Below are 20,410 nucleotides of genomic sequence, written 5' to 3' on the forward strand. Positions count from 1 at the left end.
AGTTGAAATAATCCAATGCTAGAAGGATGGATTCAAATTGCCTTGACGCTGCTAATTATAGTAGCGATTACTCCATTTTTTGGGCGCTATATGGCGCGTGTATACCTAGAGCAAAGTACTTTTCTCGACCCAGTTTTGAATCCGGTTGAGCGAGTGCTTTATGCTTTAGTTGGTGTTAAAGCCAAAGAAAACATGACTGGCTGGCAGTATGGGCGGGCAATCGTTTACAGCAACGTAGTAATGGGGTTGCTGCTTTTCTTTATCATCATGAGTCAAGGATGGTTGCCCCTCAATCCCACGGGGATAAAAGCCCCAACTTGGGATACAATACTGCATACTACAATTTCCTTTATTACTAATACCAACCAGCAGCATTATTCTGGTGAAACCTACATGAGCTATGCCAGCCAAATGTGGGGACTGGGTTATCACATGTTTACCTCTGCTGGCACTGGTTTGGCTGTAGGAATTGCTTTTATTCGGGGATTGACGGGTAGATCGTTAGGCAACTTTTATGTAGACATAATTCGCTCGATTACCCGAATTTTGCTGCCTATTTGTATTGTGGGCGGGATTATATTGATGGCTGCTGGCGTTCCTGAAACTCTGGCGGGTGTAGCTGTATTCCCTACCTTGGAAGATCCGAATATTAGTCAAGCGATCGCTCGTGGCCCTGTTGCCCACTTTGAAATTATCAAGCAATTAGGGGAAAACGGCGGCGGCTTTTTCGCTATCAACTCAGCACATCCCTTTGAAAATCCCAGTGGATTTACGAATTTAATTCAGATCGTGGCAATGCTTTCGATTCCCACATCCCTGATCTATACTTATGGGTTGTTTGCCAATAACACCAAACAAGCCTGGTTACTATACGGCATGGTCGGTGTAATTTTTCTAGGATTTCTGATTGTCACTGCCATTGGTGAATACAACGGCAATCCGGCTGTAAATGCGCTTTTGGGCAGTCAGCAACCGAACTTAGAGGGGAAAGAAGTCCGGTTTGGTTGGGCAGAATCGGCATTATTTGCGGTAAGTACAACCGGCACTATGTGCGGCGCAGTCAACAGTTTCCACGATTCCTTCATGCCCGCCGGCGGTTTTATTTTTCTCTCTAATATGTTCCTGCAAATTATGTGGGGTGGACAGGGTACAGGAACAGCTTACTTGTTTGCCTATAGCATCCTGGCGGTATTTGTCACAGGTTTGATGGTGGGACGCACGCCAGAATTTCTGGGACGCAAAATTGAAAAGCGTGAGGTTGTACTTGCTAGCTTCTTGATTTTGCTAGTTCACCCCATTGCCATTTTGATTCCGGGGGGAATCGCCTTAGCATTTCCTGACCAATTGGCAGGGATTAGCAATCCCGGCTTTCATGGCTTTTCTCAAGTTATTTACGAATATGCCTCAGCTGCTGCGAACAACGGTTCTGGTTTTGAAGGTTTAGGCGATTCACAACCTTCTCCTTTTGCCAACGCTACAGGTACAGCACCAACTGTAACTGCTTTGTGGTGGAACTTGAGTACCTGCTTCAGTTTACTAGCTGGACGCTATATCCCAATTTTAGGTTTGCTGTTATTAGCAGATAGTATGTCTCGCAAGCAAGCTGTTCCTTACACCACTGGTACATTACGAACCGATACCGGACTATTTACAGGCGTTACCGCAGGCGTAATTTTAATCCTGGGCGCACTCACATTCTTCCCAGTGCTGGCATTAGGCCCCATCGCTGAAGCTTTCTTTATCGCTAAAGGCATCGGCTAGGGAGTGGGGAGTGGGGGAGATGAGGGAGCAGGGGGAGCAGGGGGAGAAAGAATAAAGAACTAATGCCCCATGCCCCATGCCCCATGCCCAATGCCCCATTCCCAATTACGAATTACGAATTACGAATTACGAATTACGAATTACGAATTAATTTAATATATGCCAATTACTACTGATTCTCCTTCGCCCCGTATTCCATCTGGAACTCGTGACTCGCGTAAGCACACCCCTAAAACAGATATGCGGGGACTTTACCAGAGAGCAATTCGTGAGTCATTTGTCAAGCTCGATCCGCGAATTACTGTCAGAAACCCAGTTATGTTTGTTGTTTGGGTGGGGACAATTGTCACCTTTCTTGTTACCCTTAACCCAAATATGTTTGGCACAGTCCAGGCAGATATCAACCAACAACGCCTGTTAAATGGGTTGATTACCTTTATTCTCTTTTTCACCCTCGTTTTTGCCAACTTTGCCGAAGCTGTAGCTGAAGGACGTGGTAAAGCACAGGCTGATTCACTGCGATCGACGCGATCGGATACGATCGCTAATAAAATCCTCCCTGATGGTTCCATACAACAAGTCAACTCTACAGAACTGCGACGGGGCGATTTGGTCAAGGTGAGTGCAAATAATATGATTCCCGCCGATGGGGATGTCATTAAAGGCATCGGCTCAGTAGATGAGTCTGCCATTACTGGGGAATCTGCCCCGGTATTGAAGCAACCAGGTACAGATATTGCTAGTTCGGTGACAGGCGGTACACGCCTACTCTCAGACGAGTTGACAATTCGCATTAGTGCCGATCCTGGTCAAGGCTTTATCGATCGCATGATTGCCTTGGTAGAAGGGGCACAACGCACCAAGACTCCCAACGAGATTGCTTTGACGGTATTGTTGGCAGTGCTAACGCAGGTGTTCTTGATTGTGGTAGCAACTATGACACCCTTTGTTGGCTACATCGCTAGCTTTATTACCACTGCTTTTGGCGTTGAGGCAGGAAACAGTTTGCGGGCGGGTGCTAGCGTTGCTATCCTCATCTCGCTATTGGTAGCTTTGATTCCGACAACTATTGGGGGATTGCTAAGTGCGATCGGTATTGCAGGCATGGATCGGGTTGCCCAATTTAACGTCATTGCTACCTCTGGTCGAGCAGTAGAAGCCTGCGGCGACATCAACACCCTGGTGCTGGATAAGACGGGTACAATCACCTTGGGGAACCGGATGGCTGATGAGTTTATTCCTCTGGACAATCACTCACTAGAGGATGTGGCGCGAGTCTCTCTAGCTGCTAGCTTGTTTGACGATACGCCAGAGGGAAAGTCAATTGTGATATTGGCAGAAAAGTCTCAGGCTGCGGTAGATTTTAATATCGATAAAGCCGAAGGTGTGGAATTTACCGCCAAAACCCGGATGAGTGGCACAAATCTACCCGATGGCAAACAAATTCGCAAAGGAGCAGTGGATGCCATTAAGGGGTTTGTCCGTTCTCGTGGCGGCTATGTTCCTGATGATATAGATGAAGCTTATGAGCGAGTTTCCCGATTAGGCGGTACACCTTTAGCTGTTTGCCAAGATGACAAAATTTATGGTGTCATCTACCTCAAAGATATTGTCAAACCTGGTCTGCGGGAACGATTTGACCAACTCCGCCGCATGGGTGTTCGTACCGTTATGCTTACAGGTGACAATCGAATTACCGCTTCGGTAATTGCTGAAGAGGCTGGGGTGGATGATTTCATTGCCGAAGCGACTCCAGAAGACAAAATTGAGGTGATTCGCTCCGAACAATCTCAGGGTAAGCTGGTGGCAATGACCGGGGACGGCACTAACGATGCCCCTGCCTTAGCGCAAGCAAACGTCGGTGTGGCAATGAACTCTGGGACGCAAGCTGCCAAAGAAGCTGCTAACATGGTGGACTTAGACTCTGACCCCACAAAGCTAATTGACCTAGTAACCATAGGTAAACAGTTGCTAATTACTCGTGGAGCCTTGACAACATTCTCCATCGCTAACGATATTGCCAAGTATTTTGCGATCATTCCGACTATCTTTGCGGCTGCTGGAATCGGCGCACTGAATATTATGGGATTAAAGAGTGCCCAATCTGCGATCGTCTCGGCGCTGATTTATAATGCCTTGATTATTCCGGCACTAATTCCGCTAGCACTCAAAGGGGTAAAGTTTTTACCTTTAACAGCAGATCAACTGCTACGTCGCAACATCTTCATCTATGGCGTTGGTGGCATCATTGCTCCCTTTATTGCCATCAAATTAATAGATATTATCTTACCTTTGTCTTAATTTACTATGAAACCCGTTCGCATCCGCCGCACTATCTTTGCATCCCAAGTAGTTGAAGAAATAACCGATATTTGGTGTCAATGGCGCAGACAAAAGCTACCACTGTATTTATTCCTGGCGATGTGTTTCAACCTAGTGGTTGCACCTCTAGTTTATGCAGCTACTAGCGAACAACTTTCCCGCAGTCAATCTTGGGGATTGGGACTGTTAGGACTAACGACACTGGGACTTTCCATCTATTTATTTTTTGTAATGTTTGTACCGGAGAAATTCTGATGAGTTTTGCACGTGAAGCTAGCAGAGCTATTCGTTCTACTTTAGTACTCTGGGTAATCGGTGCGATTATTTATCCTTTTGCAATGATTGCCATTGGGCAGATTGTGTTTCCGTTTCAAGCAAATGGTAGTCTGCTGACAAATAGCACAGGTCAAGTTGTAGGTTCTGCCTTGATTGGTCAACCTTTTACTAGCGATCGCTATTTTAACAGCCGTCCCAGTACCACCAGTTACAGCACAGCCGATCCCAAAAAGGATGATGCGGGAGTTTTGAAAACTGGGGTTTCTGGTGCTAGTAACTTGGCTCCCAGTAATCCCGCATTACTGGAACGCATCAAAGGTAAAGATGATCCAGACCCCAGCAAAAAAATTGAAGGCGATCTGACTCGTCTGAAAACAGCAGGTGTACAGCCGACTGGCGATTTAGTCTACACCTCTGGTTCTAGCCTTGACCCCCACATTACCCCGAAAGCTGCGATCGCGCAAATTGCGCGAGTAGCCAAGGCCCGAGGATTTCAGCCGAACCAACTAGAAACTTTGATTTCCCAAAACACCGATGGTCGCTTTCTCGGCATCTTTGGCGAACCTGGAGTTAATGTGTTGAAGCTGAATTTAGCTCTGGATCAGATTAAGAAATAAAGCTAAAGAAAAATCTAAGACTCACTCAGATCCCCAACTTCGTAAAAGTTGTTGGGGATCTCTTTTTTCATGATTAATTAAGTTAGGATTTACGCCCACAATGTCAAAATCTTATTCTTACGTAGGAACAATTCATGAATTGCCCCTACCGATTGGACTTTTACGTAAGCCCTAATAAGTAAAACTATATCTCTAAATATATGCCTATTTAAAATCATCTAATCCATTTTATATATCTGCAAAATATATCTGTAATAAAATATTTTTTGTGTAAAGTATTGCACAATACTATTAGAGTTAAAAAAATTGTTTTTATTAAAACTCAGTTTATGGGTGGGCAAAGAATTAGAGCTAGTCAGACTATTCTCACCGAATCGATTGTAATCGTTGAGACTCCACCCATATTATAAGGAGATTGGTTAGCAACAGGAGTTTCTACACTTTTGGTTACTCGGATGAAGCCAGAAACTACCGCTTGGAATGCTGTTGTTCTCAACTATTACAGATTAATCCAGATTCATAAGATTGAATTTATTACCTCTCCTTGGAGTGGTAACAGTAATACAGACACAGTTAGCAATCAGGTAGCAAGTGAGTTAATATTTCTGATTTATTTTCAATGGCGAATTTCTTCCAAAATCTGAGATGGAAACCAAGCAAAACACTAGTTTGTCGCTAGCTGAAAATGTTTAATTTAGATGACCTTGCCTAAATCGGAGTCTGACTAAATTTCTTGTTTTTAACAAAGTTTAGGCGTTTAATTCCCCTGCCTCTACAGGCAGAAAGTTTTGGGTCGGGGTGTCTTGCAAAGTTGCTCCTCTACAGCGCTTCGCGCATCCTGTGGCGGGGGAGACCCCAAGACCGCACTTGGCGCTAAATCCCCGTCACAAAACTTAATTACGAATTACGAATTACGAATTACGAATTATTTAATATGTATACTTCGCGGCTTCTTCAAGTTTATATATCCACCCAAAAAAGTGTTTGTCAGTCTACTCTGATTGAAGCAAACCTGGCAAACACAACACATAAAGACACAAAACTACACGAAGGAGATATTCCTTTGATAGCAGTGTTTTTGGCTCACATTTCCTTTATGATTGTTTGGGCAATTGTCGTTTATCTCGTTTCATCTTTCTGCAAAGCACTAGAAGATCCCCCAGAAAATGCGGTGCAAGATAAAGACGAAATAGTAAGCATCAAACATATACAGCAACATCCCTGTAAAAGCTGCCAATTTTTTAATAAAAACTCTTATCTAAAGTGTGCAGTAAACCCTGCCACTACTCTAACTAAAGAAGCGCTCAATTGCTCTGACTACATTCCTAAATAGTTTAGTCCGTCTATGGCGAAGCTTCTCGATTATATTTTAAGATTTTGTGCAAATCTTCCTCACCCTGTTCTTGGTTGTGATGTTAGTAGCAATCCCAGGACACTATTTAGCCAAAGTCTACTCTAGTTGAAATTTGTTACCTTTACAAAAATCAAAAGGATTTACGGCAAATTAGAGTCAAGAACAAGAAGCTAAAGTCCAAAAATGGCGCAAAATTAAGCTAAATTCAATCATAAGCTCTAATCTGGCAAACGAGACGTAAGCCCATAAGGTTCAGTTAAGGTTAAAACTATTTGTCAAAGTTATTTTTTTAACGAACCGCAAAGGACGCATTCGCGTAGCGTCTCGTAGAGAAGGACGCAAAGGAAGAGAAGAAAGAGAAGGAAGAAATGCTTAACTAGAAGTGTATTGAGACATAAGCAAGACTTTACGATTCTTCATCCGTAAAAATTGTGTCAGATATAGCTTACGTAACAGCAATCTGATAAGATTTCAAACAAGTAGAATAACTGCTTGTTATCTTTTTCTTTAACCCATTGATTTCGGGTATTTTTTAGGAAAGGAAAATCAAAAAATGTCTCATCTATTGTGGAAAGCTCTGGTACTAAGTCCAGTAGTTTTGGGAGTGACGGTGTTAGTTTCCGCTAGGGCTATAGCTATTGAAGTAGCAGGATCTTCTGAAGATATAAAGGCAAAAACTGCTCAGACAGAAGCACCAATATCTTCTGATGCTTCAACATTTATTCAAACAGAGCCACCAAAAGTTAATCAGCTATTGGTTGCCCAAAAGACTGATGACAATAAGGTTTTAGAAGAGGTTAACCGCTACAGCAGTGAGGGTAAGAACCAAAATTCACTGTCTCAAGTTACATCAGTTTCTCAGTTTTCTGATGTACAGCCGACTGACTGGGCGTTCCAAGCCTTACAATCCTTGGTTGAACGCTATGGTTGTATTGCTGGATACCCAAATTCTACTTACCGTGGTAATCGGGCATTGACTCGTTATGAATTTGCCGCAGGTTTGAATGCTTGTTTAGATCGGGTTAATGAACTGATTGCCACAGCGACTGCTGACTTGGTGACAAAACAAGATTTAGCAACCCTCCAGCGTTTGCAAGAAGAATTCTCGGCAGAACTAGCAACTTTACGTGGTCGAGTTGATGCTGTAGAAGCACGGACTGCTGAACTAGAAGCAAATCAGTTTTCTACTACCACAAAATTGGTAGGTGAAGCTATTTTTGCCGTTAGTGATATTTTTGGTGGTAACACTGGCGATGCTAATAATACTGTTTTCCAAGATAGAGTACGTTTAGACCTGCAAACCAGCTTCACAGGTAAAGACCTTTTACACACCCGTCTTGCAGCCGGTAATGCACAAGCCTTTTCACTAAGGGATAACGCTAATGGGGTTCTCAATAGTGCTGAAGGTACACAAACCCTTCAAATCGGTAGCAGTGGTAACAACGGTGTCAATATAGACTGGTTGGCGTATTACGTACCCATAGGTCCAGTTGAAGCTTACTTTGCGGCTACCGGAGGTATTCATAGCGATTATGCTGCCACTAACAACCCTTACTTTGAAGACTATGACGGTGGTAACGGTGCTTTGTCTACCTTTGCTTCTGAAAGTCCCATCTATCGGATTGGTGGTGGTGCAGGTGCTGCATTGACTATACCTTTTAGTAGCGGTGGCAGCTTTTTCAAACCAAGTTCATTGACTGTTGGTTACTTGGCATCAAATGCTAATAATCCTGGAGGAAATCAAGGTTTGTTGGAGGGTAACTATGCCGCTCTTGGGCAGTTGAACTTTAGTGTTGGCGATCGCTTGGCGATCGCTGCTACCTACGTTCACGGCTATCATGGTGCTGGAGGCGGTAATTTATTTGATCTAGGTGGTGGTTTGGGTAGTGCTAACCGCGTCGTAGGTACTAATCAGGCTAACACCCTAAGTACCCTCAACGCATCTTCCAGTAATTCTTACGGTATAGAAGCAGCCTTCAGACCCAGCGACAAACTATCAATTAGTGGCTTCATTTCTTACCATGATGTCACAGGCTTTGGTGCTGGTGATGATTATGAAGCTTGGAGCTACGGTCTGGGGGTAGCGTTACCTGACTTCGGTAAAAAAGGTAACGTTTTAGGTATTTTTGCTGGTGCAGAACCATATTCGTTTAACCGACCAGGTTTTGCTGGTAATGATATCCCTTATCACTTTGAAGGTTTCTACAAGTATCGCGTGTCAGATAACATTTCAATTACCCCTGGTGTCATCTGGTTGACCTCTCCTGGTCAAAGCAGCGCTAACGACGATGCAATTATCGGTACTCTGAGAACAACTTTCACCTTTTAACAAGAGAGACAGTTCTAGAGTATGGGCAGTCTTGCTAGAAGAATACTGCCCGATGCTCTCTACCAGACGCTCTTGCTAAGTAGACCGGCGCAATTAAAGCTAACTGGTAAAGGCTGTCATTGGTCACTTGTACTGAGCGACTTGTGCCGAGCGAAGCCGAGGTAAGCCGAAGTATTGGTCATTAGTAAGGGCTTTAAGCCTATTTACGTTTCGTAACATACTTAGTTTTTTCGCGCCAGCTTACTTAGCAAGATCCCCGTAGGAAGGAGTACGCGGACTCGCTCTAAGCGATCGCACGCATAGCGTCTCTACAAGCAGCTATGTCTTTGGCAAAGCCTCTTGTAGAGAAAGCTTTGCGTTGCGCTATCTTCCTCTCCTGCCCCCTGCCCCCTGCCCCCTGCCTTCTGAATTAGTCTCCTAGAGTGCCAGGCATACCAGCAAAGATGATTCGACATCCAGCTTAAGGGCTGTGATATTATGGGAGACTGCTACATACATTTAGAAAAACTAGAAATTGAATCAATCATGGCCCTGACGCAACTGCGGAAACAAGAAATAATTTCCAATTACCAAGTTCACGAAACCGACACTGGTTCGGCTGATGTCCAAGTTGCCATGCTAACTGAGCGGATTAACCGCCTCAGCGAACATCTCCAGGCAAATAAAAAAGACCATTCTTCTCGACGGGGACTGTTGAAGCTAATTGGTCAGCGTAAGCGTCTTTTAGCCTACATATCGCAGGAAAGTCGGGAAAAGTATCAAGCTTTAATCGCTCGCCTCGGTATTCGTGGATAGGGACTAACGCTTATGTCTGCTGAAGAATCTGAACGCAGTCGCTTGCCCTTTGAACCAAATAAAAAGCGCCAAAAACCCGCCAAAACTCAAAGTAAACCAGCAGCACAGCCACAAGAATCTGGCAAACAGGCTGATAGAAAACCGACTTACACCAAAGAAGAGATGGCTATTCCCCAAATAGTCAGCCAGAGAATGATCCGACGGGTAGCTGGTTTCTGTGGCGTACCAACAGCTTTGGGCATTACCAGCCTGGTTGTTAGCTATCTGCTTGCTATCTACTCCGATATCCAACTACCTCCCATCGCCGTGTTATTGGTGAACATGGGATTATTTGGTTTGGGAGTCTTAGGGATAACTTATGGCGTTCTCTCTGCCTCTTGGGATGAAGAAAGAGTTGGAAGTTTGCTTGGTTTGGGTGAGTTCAACACCAATTGGGGACGAATGGTGACAGTTTGGCGCGAAACTCGGCAAAAAAACTCATAATTAATGGCGCTCAGATATTAGGTAACTGCGGTATTGGGTAAATGAAGAAGTGAATGTTGAAGTTGAAATTTTATAACTTCAATATTGCTAATTAAAATTATATAATCTTTTTATACCTACATCCAGCTACCCAGTAGTAAAACTACTGACTGAGCGCTATAATTTTGTCTATTTATTTTGTAAATAAATTTTGTTTTTAACTATTCGTAATTAGGGTAATAGGCAACAATAAAGTTAGCCCATTTACAAAAAATTTTACTCAATTAATCAGGAACTTTAACATGATTATAGTAATGAAAAGTGGTTCTCCAGAAGCGGAAATAAACCGCATTGATGAGGAACTAACTAGCTGGGGGCTAACTCCAGAAAAAATTGTTGGTCAACATAAAGTAGTTATTGGTCTTGTAGGTGAAACTGCCAGCTTAGACCCATTGCAAATTCAGGAACTTAGCCCCTGGATTGAGCAGGTGTTACGGGTAGAGCAGCCTTACAAACGAGCCAGTCGCCAGTACCGTCACGGTGAAGCTTCGGAAGTAGTAGTTAATACTCCTAATGGAGCAGTGGTATTTGGTGAACATCAGCCTTTGGTAGTCGTTGCCGGCCCCTGCTCAGTAGAAAATGAAGAAATGATTGTAGAGACAGCACGGCGCGTCAAGACGGCGGGAGCAAAGTTTTTGCGCGGTGGGGCATACAAACCCCGAACTTCACCTTACGCCTTCCAAGGACACGGCGAGAGTGCCTTGGATTTATTAGCAATGGCGCGGGAAGTCAGTGGACTAGGTATTATTACAGAAGTGATGGATGCGGCTGACCTGGATAAAATTGCCGAAGTTGCTGACGTGATTCAGGTAGGAGCAAGAAATATGCAGAATTTCTCCTTGCTCAAAAAAGTGGGAGCGCAGCCGAAACCAGTTCTCTTGAAGCGGGGAATGGCGGCTACTATTGAAGATTGGTTGATGGCAGCCGAGTATATTTTGGCATCTGGCAATCCCAATGTAATTTTGTGTGAAAGGGGAATACGTACCTTTGACCGCCAATATACGCGAAATACGCTGGATTTATCGGTAGTGCCAGTATTGCGAAAGCTGACTCACCTGCCAATTATGATTGATCCTAGCCACGGCGTAGGGTGGTCTGAGTTTGTGCCTTCAATGGCAATGGCTGCGATCGCAGCTGGCACAGATTCTCTTATGATAGAGGTTCATCCCAACCCTGCCAAAGCTTTATCCGACGGCCCCCAATCTGTGACACCAGACCGTTTTGATAAATTAATGCAAGAATTAGCAGTAATTGGTAAGGCGGTAGGACGCTGGCAGCAACCAGCAGTAGCTCTAGCTTAAAATTCAGTTGCAACTTGTTACTAGGCATAAATAAATTAAAGTTTGTAGTCAGGACTTTAGTCCTAGTAAATCTGAAGAAGCGATGAATCGCTCACTACAAACTAAGTTTTTTATATGTTTAATTATGCCTACCTATTTATTTTAAATATGAAATAATCCCCCTTTAAAATATTTCTAAAGGGGGATTTTTAAACACTAACTAAACCTATTAAAAAAATAACTCTGCAATCAATATTGATAGGCCAATACGCTTGGGTTAAGGCTAAAACTCTGTTATCCAAGTCAATTTTTTAACGAACCGCCAAGGCGCAGAGTCCGCAGAGAGAAGAAAGAAATGCTTAACTGAACGCAATTGGTAAAATCAGTGCTGCACTAGCAAGCATTCTTTTAATACTCATTGGCAAATTTTCCTTCTATTATGTAGACATCAAAGAGATTAATTTTTCGTAAAATCTTAATCTCTTTGACAAGTAAATAATAGGACTGAAAATAGATATACACTAGTGAAAAAGGTAATTAGTTCAACCGTGACCGATGTCATAGTTGAAGAATAATTCAGAAGTCAGAATCAAGATGCCCACCTTATCTTTGCTACCTAAAAAAAGGACGGATAAAATACCCATCCCAAAAAATTCACTTTGACTCAATAGCAAAACTTTTATTGTATTGGTGGGGTGGGGAAAGCACCAGGTTGCACGGCTACGTTAAGATTCTGTCCATTGCGACGTAATTCTAAGCGCAAATCACCCCCGATTTGGCTATTTTCTACTACCTTTTGGACACTGCTGGCATCTGTAACTGCTTGCCCGCCAAGCTTTTGGATAACATCACCAGCACGTATCCCTGCTTTAGCAGCCGGTGAATTTGGCACAACTTTTAGAACTAATACACCTTTATCTTCATCCACACTCAAACCGCTATTGGGATCTGAGTTGATATTTTGTTTTAGCTGAGGTGTTAACCCCACCATTTGAATTCCCAAATAAGGATGTTCTACTTTGCCTGTAGCTATTATTTGACTGGAAATGTGTTGTGCTGTGTTGATGGGAATAGCAAAACCTAATCCTTGTGCCCCTTGGATAATGGCTGTATTCATGGCAATCACCTCGCCACGGGAATTTAGCAGGGGGCCGCCGGAGTTACCGGGATTAATGGCTGCATCAGTTTGAATATACTCTACTCGCTTATCGGCAGCGCCGATTAGATTACTACTGCGTCCGGTTGCACTGATGATTCCGGTAGTTACTGTATTATCTAGTCCAAGGGGGTTGCCGATCGCGATCGCCCATTCTCCCGGTTGCAGTTGATCTGAGTTACCCAATGCTACTAACGGCAGATTGTCCGCCTGAATCTTGACAACAGCAACATCAGTCAACTCGTCTTTTCCTAATACTTTACCTTTAAAACTACGTCCATCTTTGAGTATTACTGTCACCGTATCAGCACCATCAACTACGTGGGCGTTGGTGAGTATACGACCATCAGCACTAATAATAAAACCTGAACCAGTACCTCGTTCTACCCGATTCTGTTGTGCTGGCATTTGAGAGCCAAAGAAACGTTGGAAAAATGGATCGTTAAATTCATCTGGTACTTGGCTTTTTACGGTTCGGGAAGAATCAATTCTTACTACAGCTGGCCCAACCTTTTGCACCACTTGGGTAACAAAGTTAGGATCTGTGGCGGCTGATAATGGAGGAGCGGCATTTACTCGACTCACTGCCAAATTAGATGCACTATCAGACACCTGCCGAGAATGTCCAGCCATGTAGCCACCTGCCAATGTCATCCCCGATCCCAGCAGCACCAGCGATAGAGAGGCGGCAGCCTTTTTCCAGGGTGCTTGATTAGTGTTGGATAAAATGCTATTTGATGGGTGTTCTCCATCACGAGATTGGTTTTGCATTGCTGTCTGGAAGGATATTTAGATGTATTACTAATGTAGATATGATTTGTGACAGTTTTGTTGCAGAGGTATTGCGTTGTTGTGAAAGCTTTGGTATTTTACTAAACCTGATTGGAATATACTCATTCGTAGGGTTACACAGTTGTGATGCGTGTCAACTTAGAGCCAGAGCGGTTTATAACCAACAATTTTACGTTAAGTTGACTGCGTATTTTATACCATGTGTGAAGGAAGAAAAATGCCACAGGGGAAAATCTTACTGAAATCTGGCACTTTATGGACAAGTGTTAAAGAACGAACTGAACATGCTTTGCAATGTGGGGCGTTACTGTCGATTCCGACAGAATTTGAATTTGTCGAACAGGATGGCGTGCGCTTTTTGGTGCGGATTTTGTCTAATCTGAATCGCAAAAAAGCAGCTAAGGAGAAACAGGAAAAACAATCTGCTATCTCTGGTCAAGAATTTAATCCTTTTTTGCCATACGAAGAGGATTTATTTGTGGCGGATATCTCTGATACTCATGTATGTATTTTAAATAAATATAATGTTGTCGATCGCCATCTGCTAATCATCACCCGTGCCTTCGAGGAACAGGAAAGTTTGCTGACTCTGGAAGATTTTGTGGCTATGTGGGCGTGTTTGGCTGATTTCGATGGTTTAGCATTTTACAACAGTGGCAAAAATGCAGGTGCTAGTCAGCGACACAAACACTTACAGTTAGTTCCACTACCACTTGTACCTTCAGGGCCGCAGATACCTATTGAACCTCTACTGAGGGCAGCACAATTTCAGGACTCGAAGGCAACTTTAGCAAAGCTTCCTTTTGTACACGCTTTTGCGCCACTAAATCCTGATTGGATGCAGTCGCCACTTACAGCAGCCCAAGCAACACTAGAAGTTTATCGTAGTTTGCTAGGGGCTGTGGGTTTAGATGCAAAGCAATTAGGTGCTTACAATCTGCTAGCGACACGAGAATGGATGTCGATCGTACCGCGATCGCAGGAGCATTTTCAGTCTATCTCTGTGAATTCATTAGGATTTGCTGGTACTTTGTTGGTGCGGAATGCAACAGAAATGGAAATTCTCAAAGCCCAAGGGCCGATGACTATCCTCAAGAGTGTTGCTATATCTTAATTCAGTTTGTTTAACGAATGCTCCAGGTAAGCAGTTGTTTTTGAACTTCAGACATCGGATAAGCTAAATCTCGGTCTTCGCCTTTTCTTGCAAAGACGATGCCTAAAAGCCGATTTTGCGAATCAATTACAGGACTGCCAGAATAACCGGGTTTGAGTGCAGCTTGAGATATTTCTAATTGCTGGTTTTGATAGCTGATTTGTCCTGATTGCATAGACCAAGATTTATCTTCACCTCTTTGGGCAGAATGACCGATAATCCGAATGGGCATTTTCGGGGCGATCGCAGTTGAGGAGATAGATAATGGTTGGATATCTTCTGGCAGTTTACCAATAACTTCCAAAACGGCTAAATCGAGTTGTTCCTCAGAGGTCATTTTGAACAGCTTGGCATCTCGCCGCATTCGCACTCGGTTGGATGGCGGTGTACTGAAAAATTCCACTTGGATATTTTTACCTTGTTCATTGCCATCAAAAATGACATGACGATTAGTGAGAATTAATGTCCGGTTGTCTTCTCGCTTAATTACTATACCAGTGCCAATCTCTGTTCCTTGGCGATCGCTGTTAAAAAACTCCGCAGTGATGCGTACCACAGAACGCTTAACGGTTACGGTTGGGTCATTCTTAGGCAACCATTGGCGATCGTCTTCTACACTACCTAGTTTATTCTGTTGCTCTGTCCATAATTGTCGTGCTTCTCTATTATTGTTACTGGTATAGATATAATTGGGGTCAATCTCTTCTGATTTGTCAAACTCTGCAATGGCTTCTTTTAGTTTCCCTTGCAATTGGAATAGTAAACCCAAGAAATTGTGAGCGAGCGTATGAGTGCTGGCTAGGCTTATAGACTTGTCTTCTGACAATGTTAGGACTTTTTGGAAGGCGGCAAAGGCTGCATCTAGTTTTCTCTGAAGTACTAGCGCAATACCCAGATTATTGTAAGTATTAGCATCGTTAGGGTTGAGTTGAATCGCTTTTTGGAAGGCTGCAACTGCTGCATCTAATTTCTTCTGCTCACTCAGTGCAACGCCGAGATTGTTGTAAGCATAAGCAAAGTTGGGGTTGAGTTGAATCGCTTTTTGGTAGGCGGCAACTGCTGCATCTAATTTCTTCTGCTCACTCAGGGCAATGCCGAGACTTTTGTAAGCATAAGCAAAGTTGGGGTTGAGTTGAATCACTTTTTGGTAGGCGGCAACTGCTGCATCTAATTTCTTCTGCTCACTCAGGGCATTGCCGAGATTGTTGTAAGCATAAACAAAGTTAGGGTTGAGTTGAATCGCTTTTTGGTAGGCGGCAACTGCTACATCTAATTTCTTCTGCTCCCTCAGGGCAACACCAAGATTGTTGTAAGCATCAGCAAAGTTAGGGTTTAGTTGAATCGCTTTTTGGAAGACGGCAACTGCTGCATCTAATTTCTTTTGGTCTTTCAGGACAATGCCGAAATTGTAATAAGCAATAACATAATTAGGGTTGAGTTGAATTGCTTTTTGATATGCTGCAACTGCTGCATCTAATTTCTGCTGGTCACTGAGCGCATTGCCCAGACCGTTGTAAGCAATAGCCAAGTTAGGGTTGAGTTGAATCGCTTTTTGGTGAGATGCTAATGCCTCCTCTTGTTTACCTTGAGCATTTAGCACATAGCCTATACCAACGTAAGCTTCGGCATCATTTTGATTTCTCGTTTTGTGGCATCGGTTTTTACCCCTCTCCAAACCTCTCCCCGAAACGGAGAGAGGCTTTGAAACCCAGTTTTAGTTTTTCTCTGGTTGTATGAAACCACCCTGCCCAACCCCCCTTAAAAAGGGGGGCAAAAAACTCTCAAAGTCCTCCAATTTATCGGAGGATTTAGGAGGATCTACAACATTTTGGTTTTGTAGAGAGAGGAATGGAAGTGAGGTCAAAGTTTATTACATACAAAAGCGATCGCTTAAATAATTCTTACCATGCGATCGCCATTGCTTGGGCTACTATAATTTGCCATTGCTCCTTACTTCCTGTACAAGAGCCTCTAGTTGACGACTGTTAATTTTCTCTCTAGGTCGAATAAAAAGCCGTGGATATACTCTTCAGTCCATTCGGCACCATAGAAGCGTTTAAACATCCCTCGTGCTGGGTCTTTTTCAGCCCGATATCGTAGGTATCGCAGTTGGGCTTGCTCGATGGCTTCTAAATTTTGGGAATCTGTTACAGCTTCCGCCTGCTCGACAAAATCTAGATAAGCTTTTAAATAGTCTTTAAAAGCGGCAAACACCTGAGTTTCTACTACAGCCGTTTCTTGGGGACGAGTCCACAGAAAAGCGGGAGAGAAAAAGGGCTGTGCTTCTTCTGGGAAATCTCCTCCCCAAGATAGATGCTGTTGATGGGTGTGGAAAATGGGCAGAATCGGTTCAGTATATTTTGCCTGATATGCTGAATCATCCCGAAATAGGGGCTGCATATCCAAAGCAATTAGGTGTCCTCCTGGCAATGTCACCAAATCCGCCCCAAAAAAGGGTAAATCGTAGTTGAGGCGGGGGAAAATCACAAAATTCAGCACTTGCAGCGAATTACCACCCTGGACATGAGCAGCACGAATTTGCCGTAATTTTGCAGTTTGAAAGGCGTAACTAGTGGTGACAACTTCTTCTTGATTTTTGCCCTTACCCACAACAGCACTTTTGAACTCAAACCCAGTGGGGATGGGATAGGGTTCTAAATCCAAGCGCGATCGCATGTAGGCGATCGCATAATCGAGAAATGGCTGATAAAGTGTCACGTCGCTTCGCTCCGAATTCAAAATTCAAAATTCAACCAATGCCGAATTGGTTATCTTTTGCTGGCACTGACTGCTAGAGGAACAGCATCTTCAAATAAGAACTCATGGAGAAAACGCTCCGCCCATTCATGACCGAAGTAACTGCTAAACAAACCAGATGCCGGATCTCGGTCTGCACTATATTGGTCATAGTCTTTTTGGGCTTTGACAATCCGTTGGATATCTTCTGGATCTTGAAGCGCTTGGGCATCTGCTAGCATTTGCCAATACAAGTTTAAATAATCTTGAAAAGCTTCAAAGACTCGCGTTGAGACTGTTTCGGCATCTGTTTTGGCAAACAAGAGGTACTTAGAAAAATACTGGTTGGCATCGTAAAACTTCATTTCTAAGTTTTGCGCCAAATCTGGGTATTTATTATGGAGATATTTTAGCGGAGCTATATATTTGTTTTGATAATCTTCATCCTGAAACAAAGGCTGAAAGTCAAGCACAATTAGATTTTTGACTTTGCCAAAGGATAAAAAATCAATCCCTAACAGAGGTAAATCGTAGTTATGACTAGGATAAACCACGCTGTTAAAAATTTGGGCGCTTTCCCCGGCATCAATATAGGTATAGCGAATTTTCCGCAACTCTTGAGATTGGTAACACCAACTGCGAATAGTTGCAGGGTTTCTGCCGCGATCGCTAACTTTGAATTCCAAACCAGGGGGAATGACCCTACTTTGTAAATCAAAGCGCTGAAATAGCTCTTTTTCTAAAAATTCCAGGAAAGGCTTATACATGGAGCATGATTTATTAACCCTTGCATGAAAATAAATGATGTCAATCATGCACGTCTCATTTATGAGAAACAAAGCAACATTCCTTAATGGGGAATTGGGCATTGGGCATTGGGCATTGGGCACTTGTACTGAGCGAAGTCGAAGTATTGGGCATTGGGCATGAAGAAGAGACAAGGGAGACAAGGAAGAGGGGGGAGACAAGGAAGAGACTATTCAATAATTCCCCCTTGTCCCCCTTGTCCTCCTTGTCTCCCTGCTCCCTCATCTCCCTTATTTCCCTCATCTCCCCCATTCCCCATTCCCCATTCCCCACTAACGCCTAGCATGATTCTGAGCGATCATTTGCTCTAGCAGTTCTTGGGAAACACAGCGACGTTCAGAACAATAAGTCATTAAGTTGACACCGTTCATCATTCGCACGGTACTAACCCTGACACGAAAATCATCAGTAACAAACCAACAACGTTCTTGACCTTGGTTATTATCATAGTCAGTATCAATCGTCAGCACTCCATCATCGGCAAACTGATACCGACTTACAACGGGAATGCTCTCAACATAGCCTTGGTTACGGATCAGTTTTCCAGAACGCCTCGTTTCGTCGGGAATATCAACCAAAATGGCAGCATTATCATTAGGTAGCCTGGTGTCTAAGTTAGCCTGCCATGCAAAGCTAGCACCGCCTGTTGCTTTAGTAGGGTCTATCCCTTGGTCTTTACAGACTTCTTGGACTTTCGGATCATTCTTTTTCATGACTTTAATGATCAAATTTGACTGCCCAGACTCATCCGCCGCCGAGTCAAAATGGTGAACGGAGCGTTCCGTAAACCATGTACCCTCACTTTTACGGAAGAAGTCGATCATTGACAAGGGCGGTATTAGATGCATCTGTTTTAAAACCTCTTTTATCAAATTTTGCCGTTATTGAATACTGAGCAATGAGATGAAGTCCCGATTTCGCTAAAGTGTAGAATAACTCCAAAAGTTATATTTTTATCAACTGATGACAAATAGTGAAATTCAACTTATTACTAGCGATGCCTACGGCAACGGCTTTGCCGAACGCCCCAGTCCAACTCCAGAAATATTAACAGCCCTCAAAGCCGGAATCCTTCTGGATTGGGTCGATTTATACCAATTCAATCTCAGGGAAGTCGATTTACAACAAGCTAATTTGAGCAAAGCCAAGCTACTAAGAGCCGACCTCAGTGAGCTAGTTTTGAGTAATGCCGATTTGAGTGGCGCAGATTTGCGAGGCGCTAATCTGCAAGGAGCCGATTTGAGTGGAGCTAATTTGCAGGGAGCCTATTTAAACCGTGCTAACCTCCAACAAGCCAATCTCAGTGGCGCAAATTTGGAGGGAGCTAAACTGCAAGTAGCGCGTTATGATACACATACGAAATGGCCCCAAGAATATAACTACAAAGCTTCGGGAGCGGTAGGGCCGGGTGCTAATCTCAATGGTGCTTTTCTCAACACAGCTTCTTTACGGAACGCAGATTTACAAGGTGTTAATCTGCGTGGAGCCTACCTGAGTGGCGCTGACTTGACAGGAGCAAATTTGCAAGGTGCGGCTTTAAGTGGCGCTGACTTGACGAAAGCTTATTTGACTGGGGCTTGTTTGCGGAATGCTCGATTAACTGGAGCCGATTTGCGGGATGCAGACCTACGAGCAACTGACCTCTGTGATGCAGAGATGGAGCATCTTCAAAGTATCGCTGGTGCAGATTTTACTTTAGCCCAAGGACTCACAGAAGCAACTAAAGCCATGCTTAAAAGCCGTCCATATTCAGAACTCGACGTTTGGAACGCCTACACTCGCACAACAACTCGTGAGAGTTTGAGTGCTTGACCAAATAATTACTAATTCGTAATTCGTAATTCGTAATTAATGGACATCTCCAAAAAAGAATGTAGAGACGTAGCAGTGCTACGTCTCTACAAGGGTTCTGGATAACGCATATTTAATTTCTGGAGATGTCTAATGGACAAAGCAACTCAATTCATTGATGGAGATAAAAAACAGCCTGCCTTTTTTCAGAGCAAGCGACTTCAGTCGTGGGGTAACAATTACGAATTACGTAAAGCCTGCGGCATAGCTTCGCTAAACGCGCAGCGTGCCGGAGGCTCTATTATCTACGAATTATTTTGACCAATACAGCATTCTTCATAAAGGTTGCCAGTTCTTTTTTAGGAGCGCTAAAAATGTAGCGTATCCTTCGGAAAAACCCGGTGGATCGGGTAGAGCATATTGGGGAAATTCTTTATACGATCGCCAGGGTTCCCAAGCTTTATGCCGCAAATGTAAAGCACACTCTGAGGAACCTGGTGGTCGCCAAGTCATTTGACCAGTTTGTATATCAGTCACAAATGTCTCCTCATCTCGAAAATGTTGATCTTTTCTTCCAGATTTTGGCAGATTACCCGGATATTTTGGTCAATTTTAAGGTAAGATAATATGTTATCTGTTGTTCAAATAAGTTTTATAAAGAAGAATTCAAAACTCAGGACGGGCTAAACGCCCCGCTACCGCTAACAGAATTCAGCATG

Annotated in this window: 20 protein-coding genes; 14 read left to right on the forward strand and 6 right to left on the reverse strand. The window is 43.5% G+C overall.

The window, feature by feature from the left end; translation table 11 throughout:
* The first annotated feature begins 15 nt into the window (after positions 1-15).
* From kdpA to aroF, 10 genes are all read left to right on the forward strand, one after another.
* Complete coding sequence (kdpA, locus tag HWQ36_RS12950) at positions 16-1,761, forward strand: potassium-transporting ATPase subunit KdpA (RefSeq protein ID WP_292702973.1); 1,746 nt, start codon at positions 16-18, stop codon at positions 1,759-1,761.
* Positions 1,762-1,920: 159 nt separating this feature from the next.
* Positions 1,921-4,062, forward strand: coding sequence for a potassium-transporting ATPase subunit KdpB (gene kdpB / locus HWQ36_RS12955; RefSeq protein ID WP_292702976.1), 2,142 nt, complete (start codon positions 1,921-1,923; stop codon positions 4,060-4,062).
* A gap of 6 nt (positions 4,063-4,068) precedes the next feature.
* Positions 4,069-4,338, forward strand: coding sequence for a potassium-transporting ATPase subunit F (locus HWQ36_RS12960; protein ID WP_292702978.1), 270 nt, complete (start codon positions 4,069-4,071; stop codon positions 4,336-4,338).
* Complete coding sequence (gene kdpC / locus HWQ36_RS12965; RefSeq protein ID WP_292702980.1) at positions 4,338-4,976, forward strand: K(+)-transporting ATPase subunit C; 639 nt, start codon at positions 4,338-4,340, stop codon at positions 4,974-4,976. Before HWQ36_RS12960 ends, kdpC begins: the two co-directional genes overlap by 1 nt.
* 455 nt (positions 4,977-5,431) lie before the next feature.
* Positions 5,432-5,620: a hypothetical protein gene (locus HWQ36_RS12970; RefSeq protein WP_292702983.1), complete on the forward strand. Its 189-nt coding sequence runs from the start codon at positions 5,432-5,434 to the stop codon at positions 5,618-5,620.
* Between the two features lie 290 nt (positions 5,621-5,910).
* Positions 5,911-6,309, forward strand: a complete 399-nt coding sequence (locus tag HWQ36_RS12975) for a hypothetical protein (protein WP_292702986.1) — start codon at positions 5,911-5,913, stop codon at positions 6,307-6,309.
* A gap of 574 nt (positions 6,310-6,883) precedes the next feature.
* Positions 6,884-8,659, forward strand: coding sequence for an iron uptake porin (locus HWQ36_RS12980; RefSeq protein ID WP_292702989.1), 1,776 nt, complete (start codon positions 6,884-6,886; stop codon positions 8,657-8,659).
* Between the two features lie 525 nt (positions 8,660-9,184).
* Entirely contained in the window at positions 9,185-9,454 is a 270-nt protein-coding gene (gene rpsO, locus HWQ36_RS12985; RefSeq protein ID WP_041565894.1) for a 30S ribosomal protein S15, read from the forward strand.
* A 12-nt stretch (positions 9,455-9,466) separates the two neighbouring features.
* Positions 9,467-9,937, forward strand: a complete 471-nt coding sequence (locus tag HWQ36_RS12990) for a PAM68 family protein (protein WP_292702991.1) — start codon at positions 9,467-9,469, stop codon at positions 9,935-9,937.
* Between the two features lie 281 nt (positions 9,938-10,218).
* Positions 10,219-11,277 carry a 3-deoxy-7-phosphoheptulonate synthase gene (aroF, locus tag HWQ36_RS12995; protein ID WP_292702993.1) on the forward strand — a complete coding sequence of 353 codons (1,059 nt, stop codon included), beginning with the start codon at positions 10,219-10,221 and terminating at the stop codon, positions 11,275-11,277.
* A 658-nt stretch (positions 11,278-11,935) separates the two neighbouring features.
* Here the strand turns inward: aroF and HWQ36_RS13000 are convergent.
* Complete coding sequence (locus HWQ36_RS13000) at positions 11,936-13,183, reverse strand: HhoA/HhoB/HtrA family serine endopeptidase (protein ID WP_292702996.1); 1,248 nt, start codon at positions 13,181-13,183, stop codon at positions 11,936-11,938.
* A gap of 238 nt (positions 13,184-13,421) precedes the next feature.
* Between HWQ36_RS13000 and HWQ36_RS13005 the strand changes: the two genes are divergently transcribed.
* The gene (locus HWQ36_RS13005) at positions 13,422-14,318 is read left to right on the forward strand and encodes a phosphorylase (protein WP_292702999.1); all 897 of its coding nucleotides are present in this window, start codon (positions 13,422-13,424) and stop codon (positions 14,316-14,318) included.
* A gap of 10 nt (positions 14,319-14,328) precedes the next feature.
* On the opposite strand, the gene HWQ36_RS13010 is transcribed toward HWQ36_RS13005, so the two are convergent.
* Positions 14,329-16,032 (reverse strand): serine protease, encoded by a 1,704-nt coding sequence (locus HWQ36_RS13010; protein WP_292703002.1) that lies wholly within the window; start codon positions 16,030-16,032, stop codon positions 14,329-14,331.
* Positions 16,033-16,211: 179 nt separating this feature from the next.
* On the opposite strand from HWQ36_RS13010, the gene HWQ36_RS13015 reads away from it, so the two are divergent.
* The gene (locus HWQ36_RS13015) at positions 16,212-16,346 is read left to right on the forward strand and encodes a hypothetical protein (protein ID WP_292703005.1); all 135 of its coding nucleotides are present in this window, start codon (positions 16,212-16,214) and stop codon (positions 16,344-16,346) included.
* Here HWQ36_RS13015 and HWQ36_RS13020 read toward each other — a convergent pair.
* The 3 genes from HWQ36_RS13020 to HWQ36_RS13030 form a co-directional block, all read right to left on the reverse strand.
* Complete coding sequence (locus tag HWQ36_RS13020; protein ID WP_292703008.1) at positions 16,329-17,075, reverse strand: phycoerythrobilin:ferredoxin oxidoreductase; 747 nt, start codon at positions 17,073-17,075, stop codon at positions 16,329-16,331. The genes HWQ36_RS13015 and HWQ36_RS13020 overlap by 18 nt on opposite strands.
* Before the next feature lie 50 nt (positions 17,076-17,125).
* The gene (locus HWQ36_RS13025; RefSeq protein WP_114082073.1) at positions 17,126-17,860 is read right to left on the reverse strand and encodes a 15,16-dihydrobiliverdin:ferredoxin oxidoreductase; all 735 of its coding nucleotides are present in this window, start codon (positions 17,858-17,860) and stop codon (positions 17,126-17,128) included.
* A gap of 312 nt (positions 17,861-18,172) precedes the next feature.
* On the reverse strand, positions 18,173-18,748 hold the full coding sequence (locus HWQ36_RS13030; RefSeq protein ID WP_292703017.1) for a phycobiliprotein lyase: 576 nt from the start codon (positions 18,746-18,748) through the stop codon (positions 18,173-18,175).
* Between the two features lie 115 nt (positions 18,749-18,863).
* Here HWQ36_RS13030 and HWQ36_RS13035 point away from each other — a divergent pair, with 115 nt between their 5' ends.
* On the forward strand, positions 18,864-19,712 hold the full coding sequence (locus HWQ36_RS13035; RefSeq protein WP_292703020.1) for a pentapeptide repeat-containing protein: 849 nt from the start codon (positions 18,864-18,866) through the stop codon (positions 19,710-19,712).
* Positions 19,713-19,844: 132 nt separating this feature from the next.
* Positions 19,845-20,012, forward strand: a complete 168-nt coding sequence (locus tag HWQ36_RS13040) for a hypothetical protein (RefSeq protein ID WP_292703023.1) — start codon at positions 19,845-19,847, stop codon at positions 20,010-20,012.
* A 15-nt stretch (positions 20,013-20,027) separates the two neighbouring features.
* Here HWQ36_RS13040 and HWQ36_RS13045 read toward each other — a convergent pair whose 3' ends face one another.
* Entirely contained in the window at positions 20,028-20,228 is a 201-nt protein-coding gene (locus HWQ36_RS13045; RefSeq protein ID WP_292703026.1) for a hypothetical protein, read from the reverse strand.
* Positions 20,229-20,410 lie beyond the last annotated feature (182 nt).

The sequence above is a fragment of the Nostoc sp. NMS2 genome, from assembly GCF_017115105.1.
Taxonomy (GTDB): Bacteria; Cyanobacteriota; Cyanobacteriia; order Cyanobacteriales; family Nostocaceae; genus Nostoc.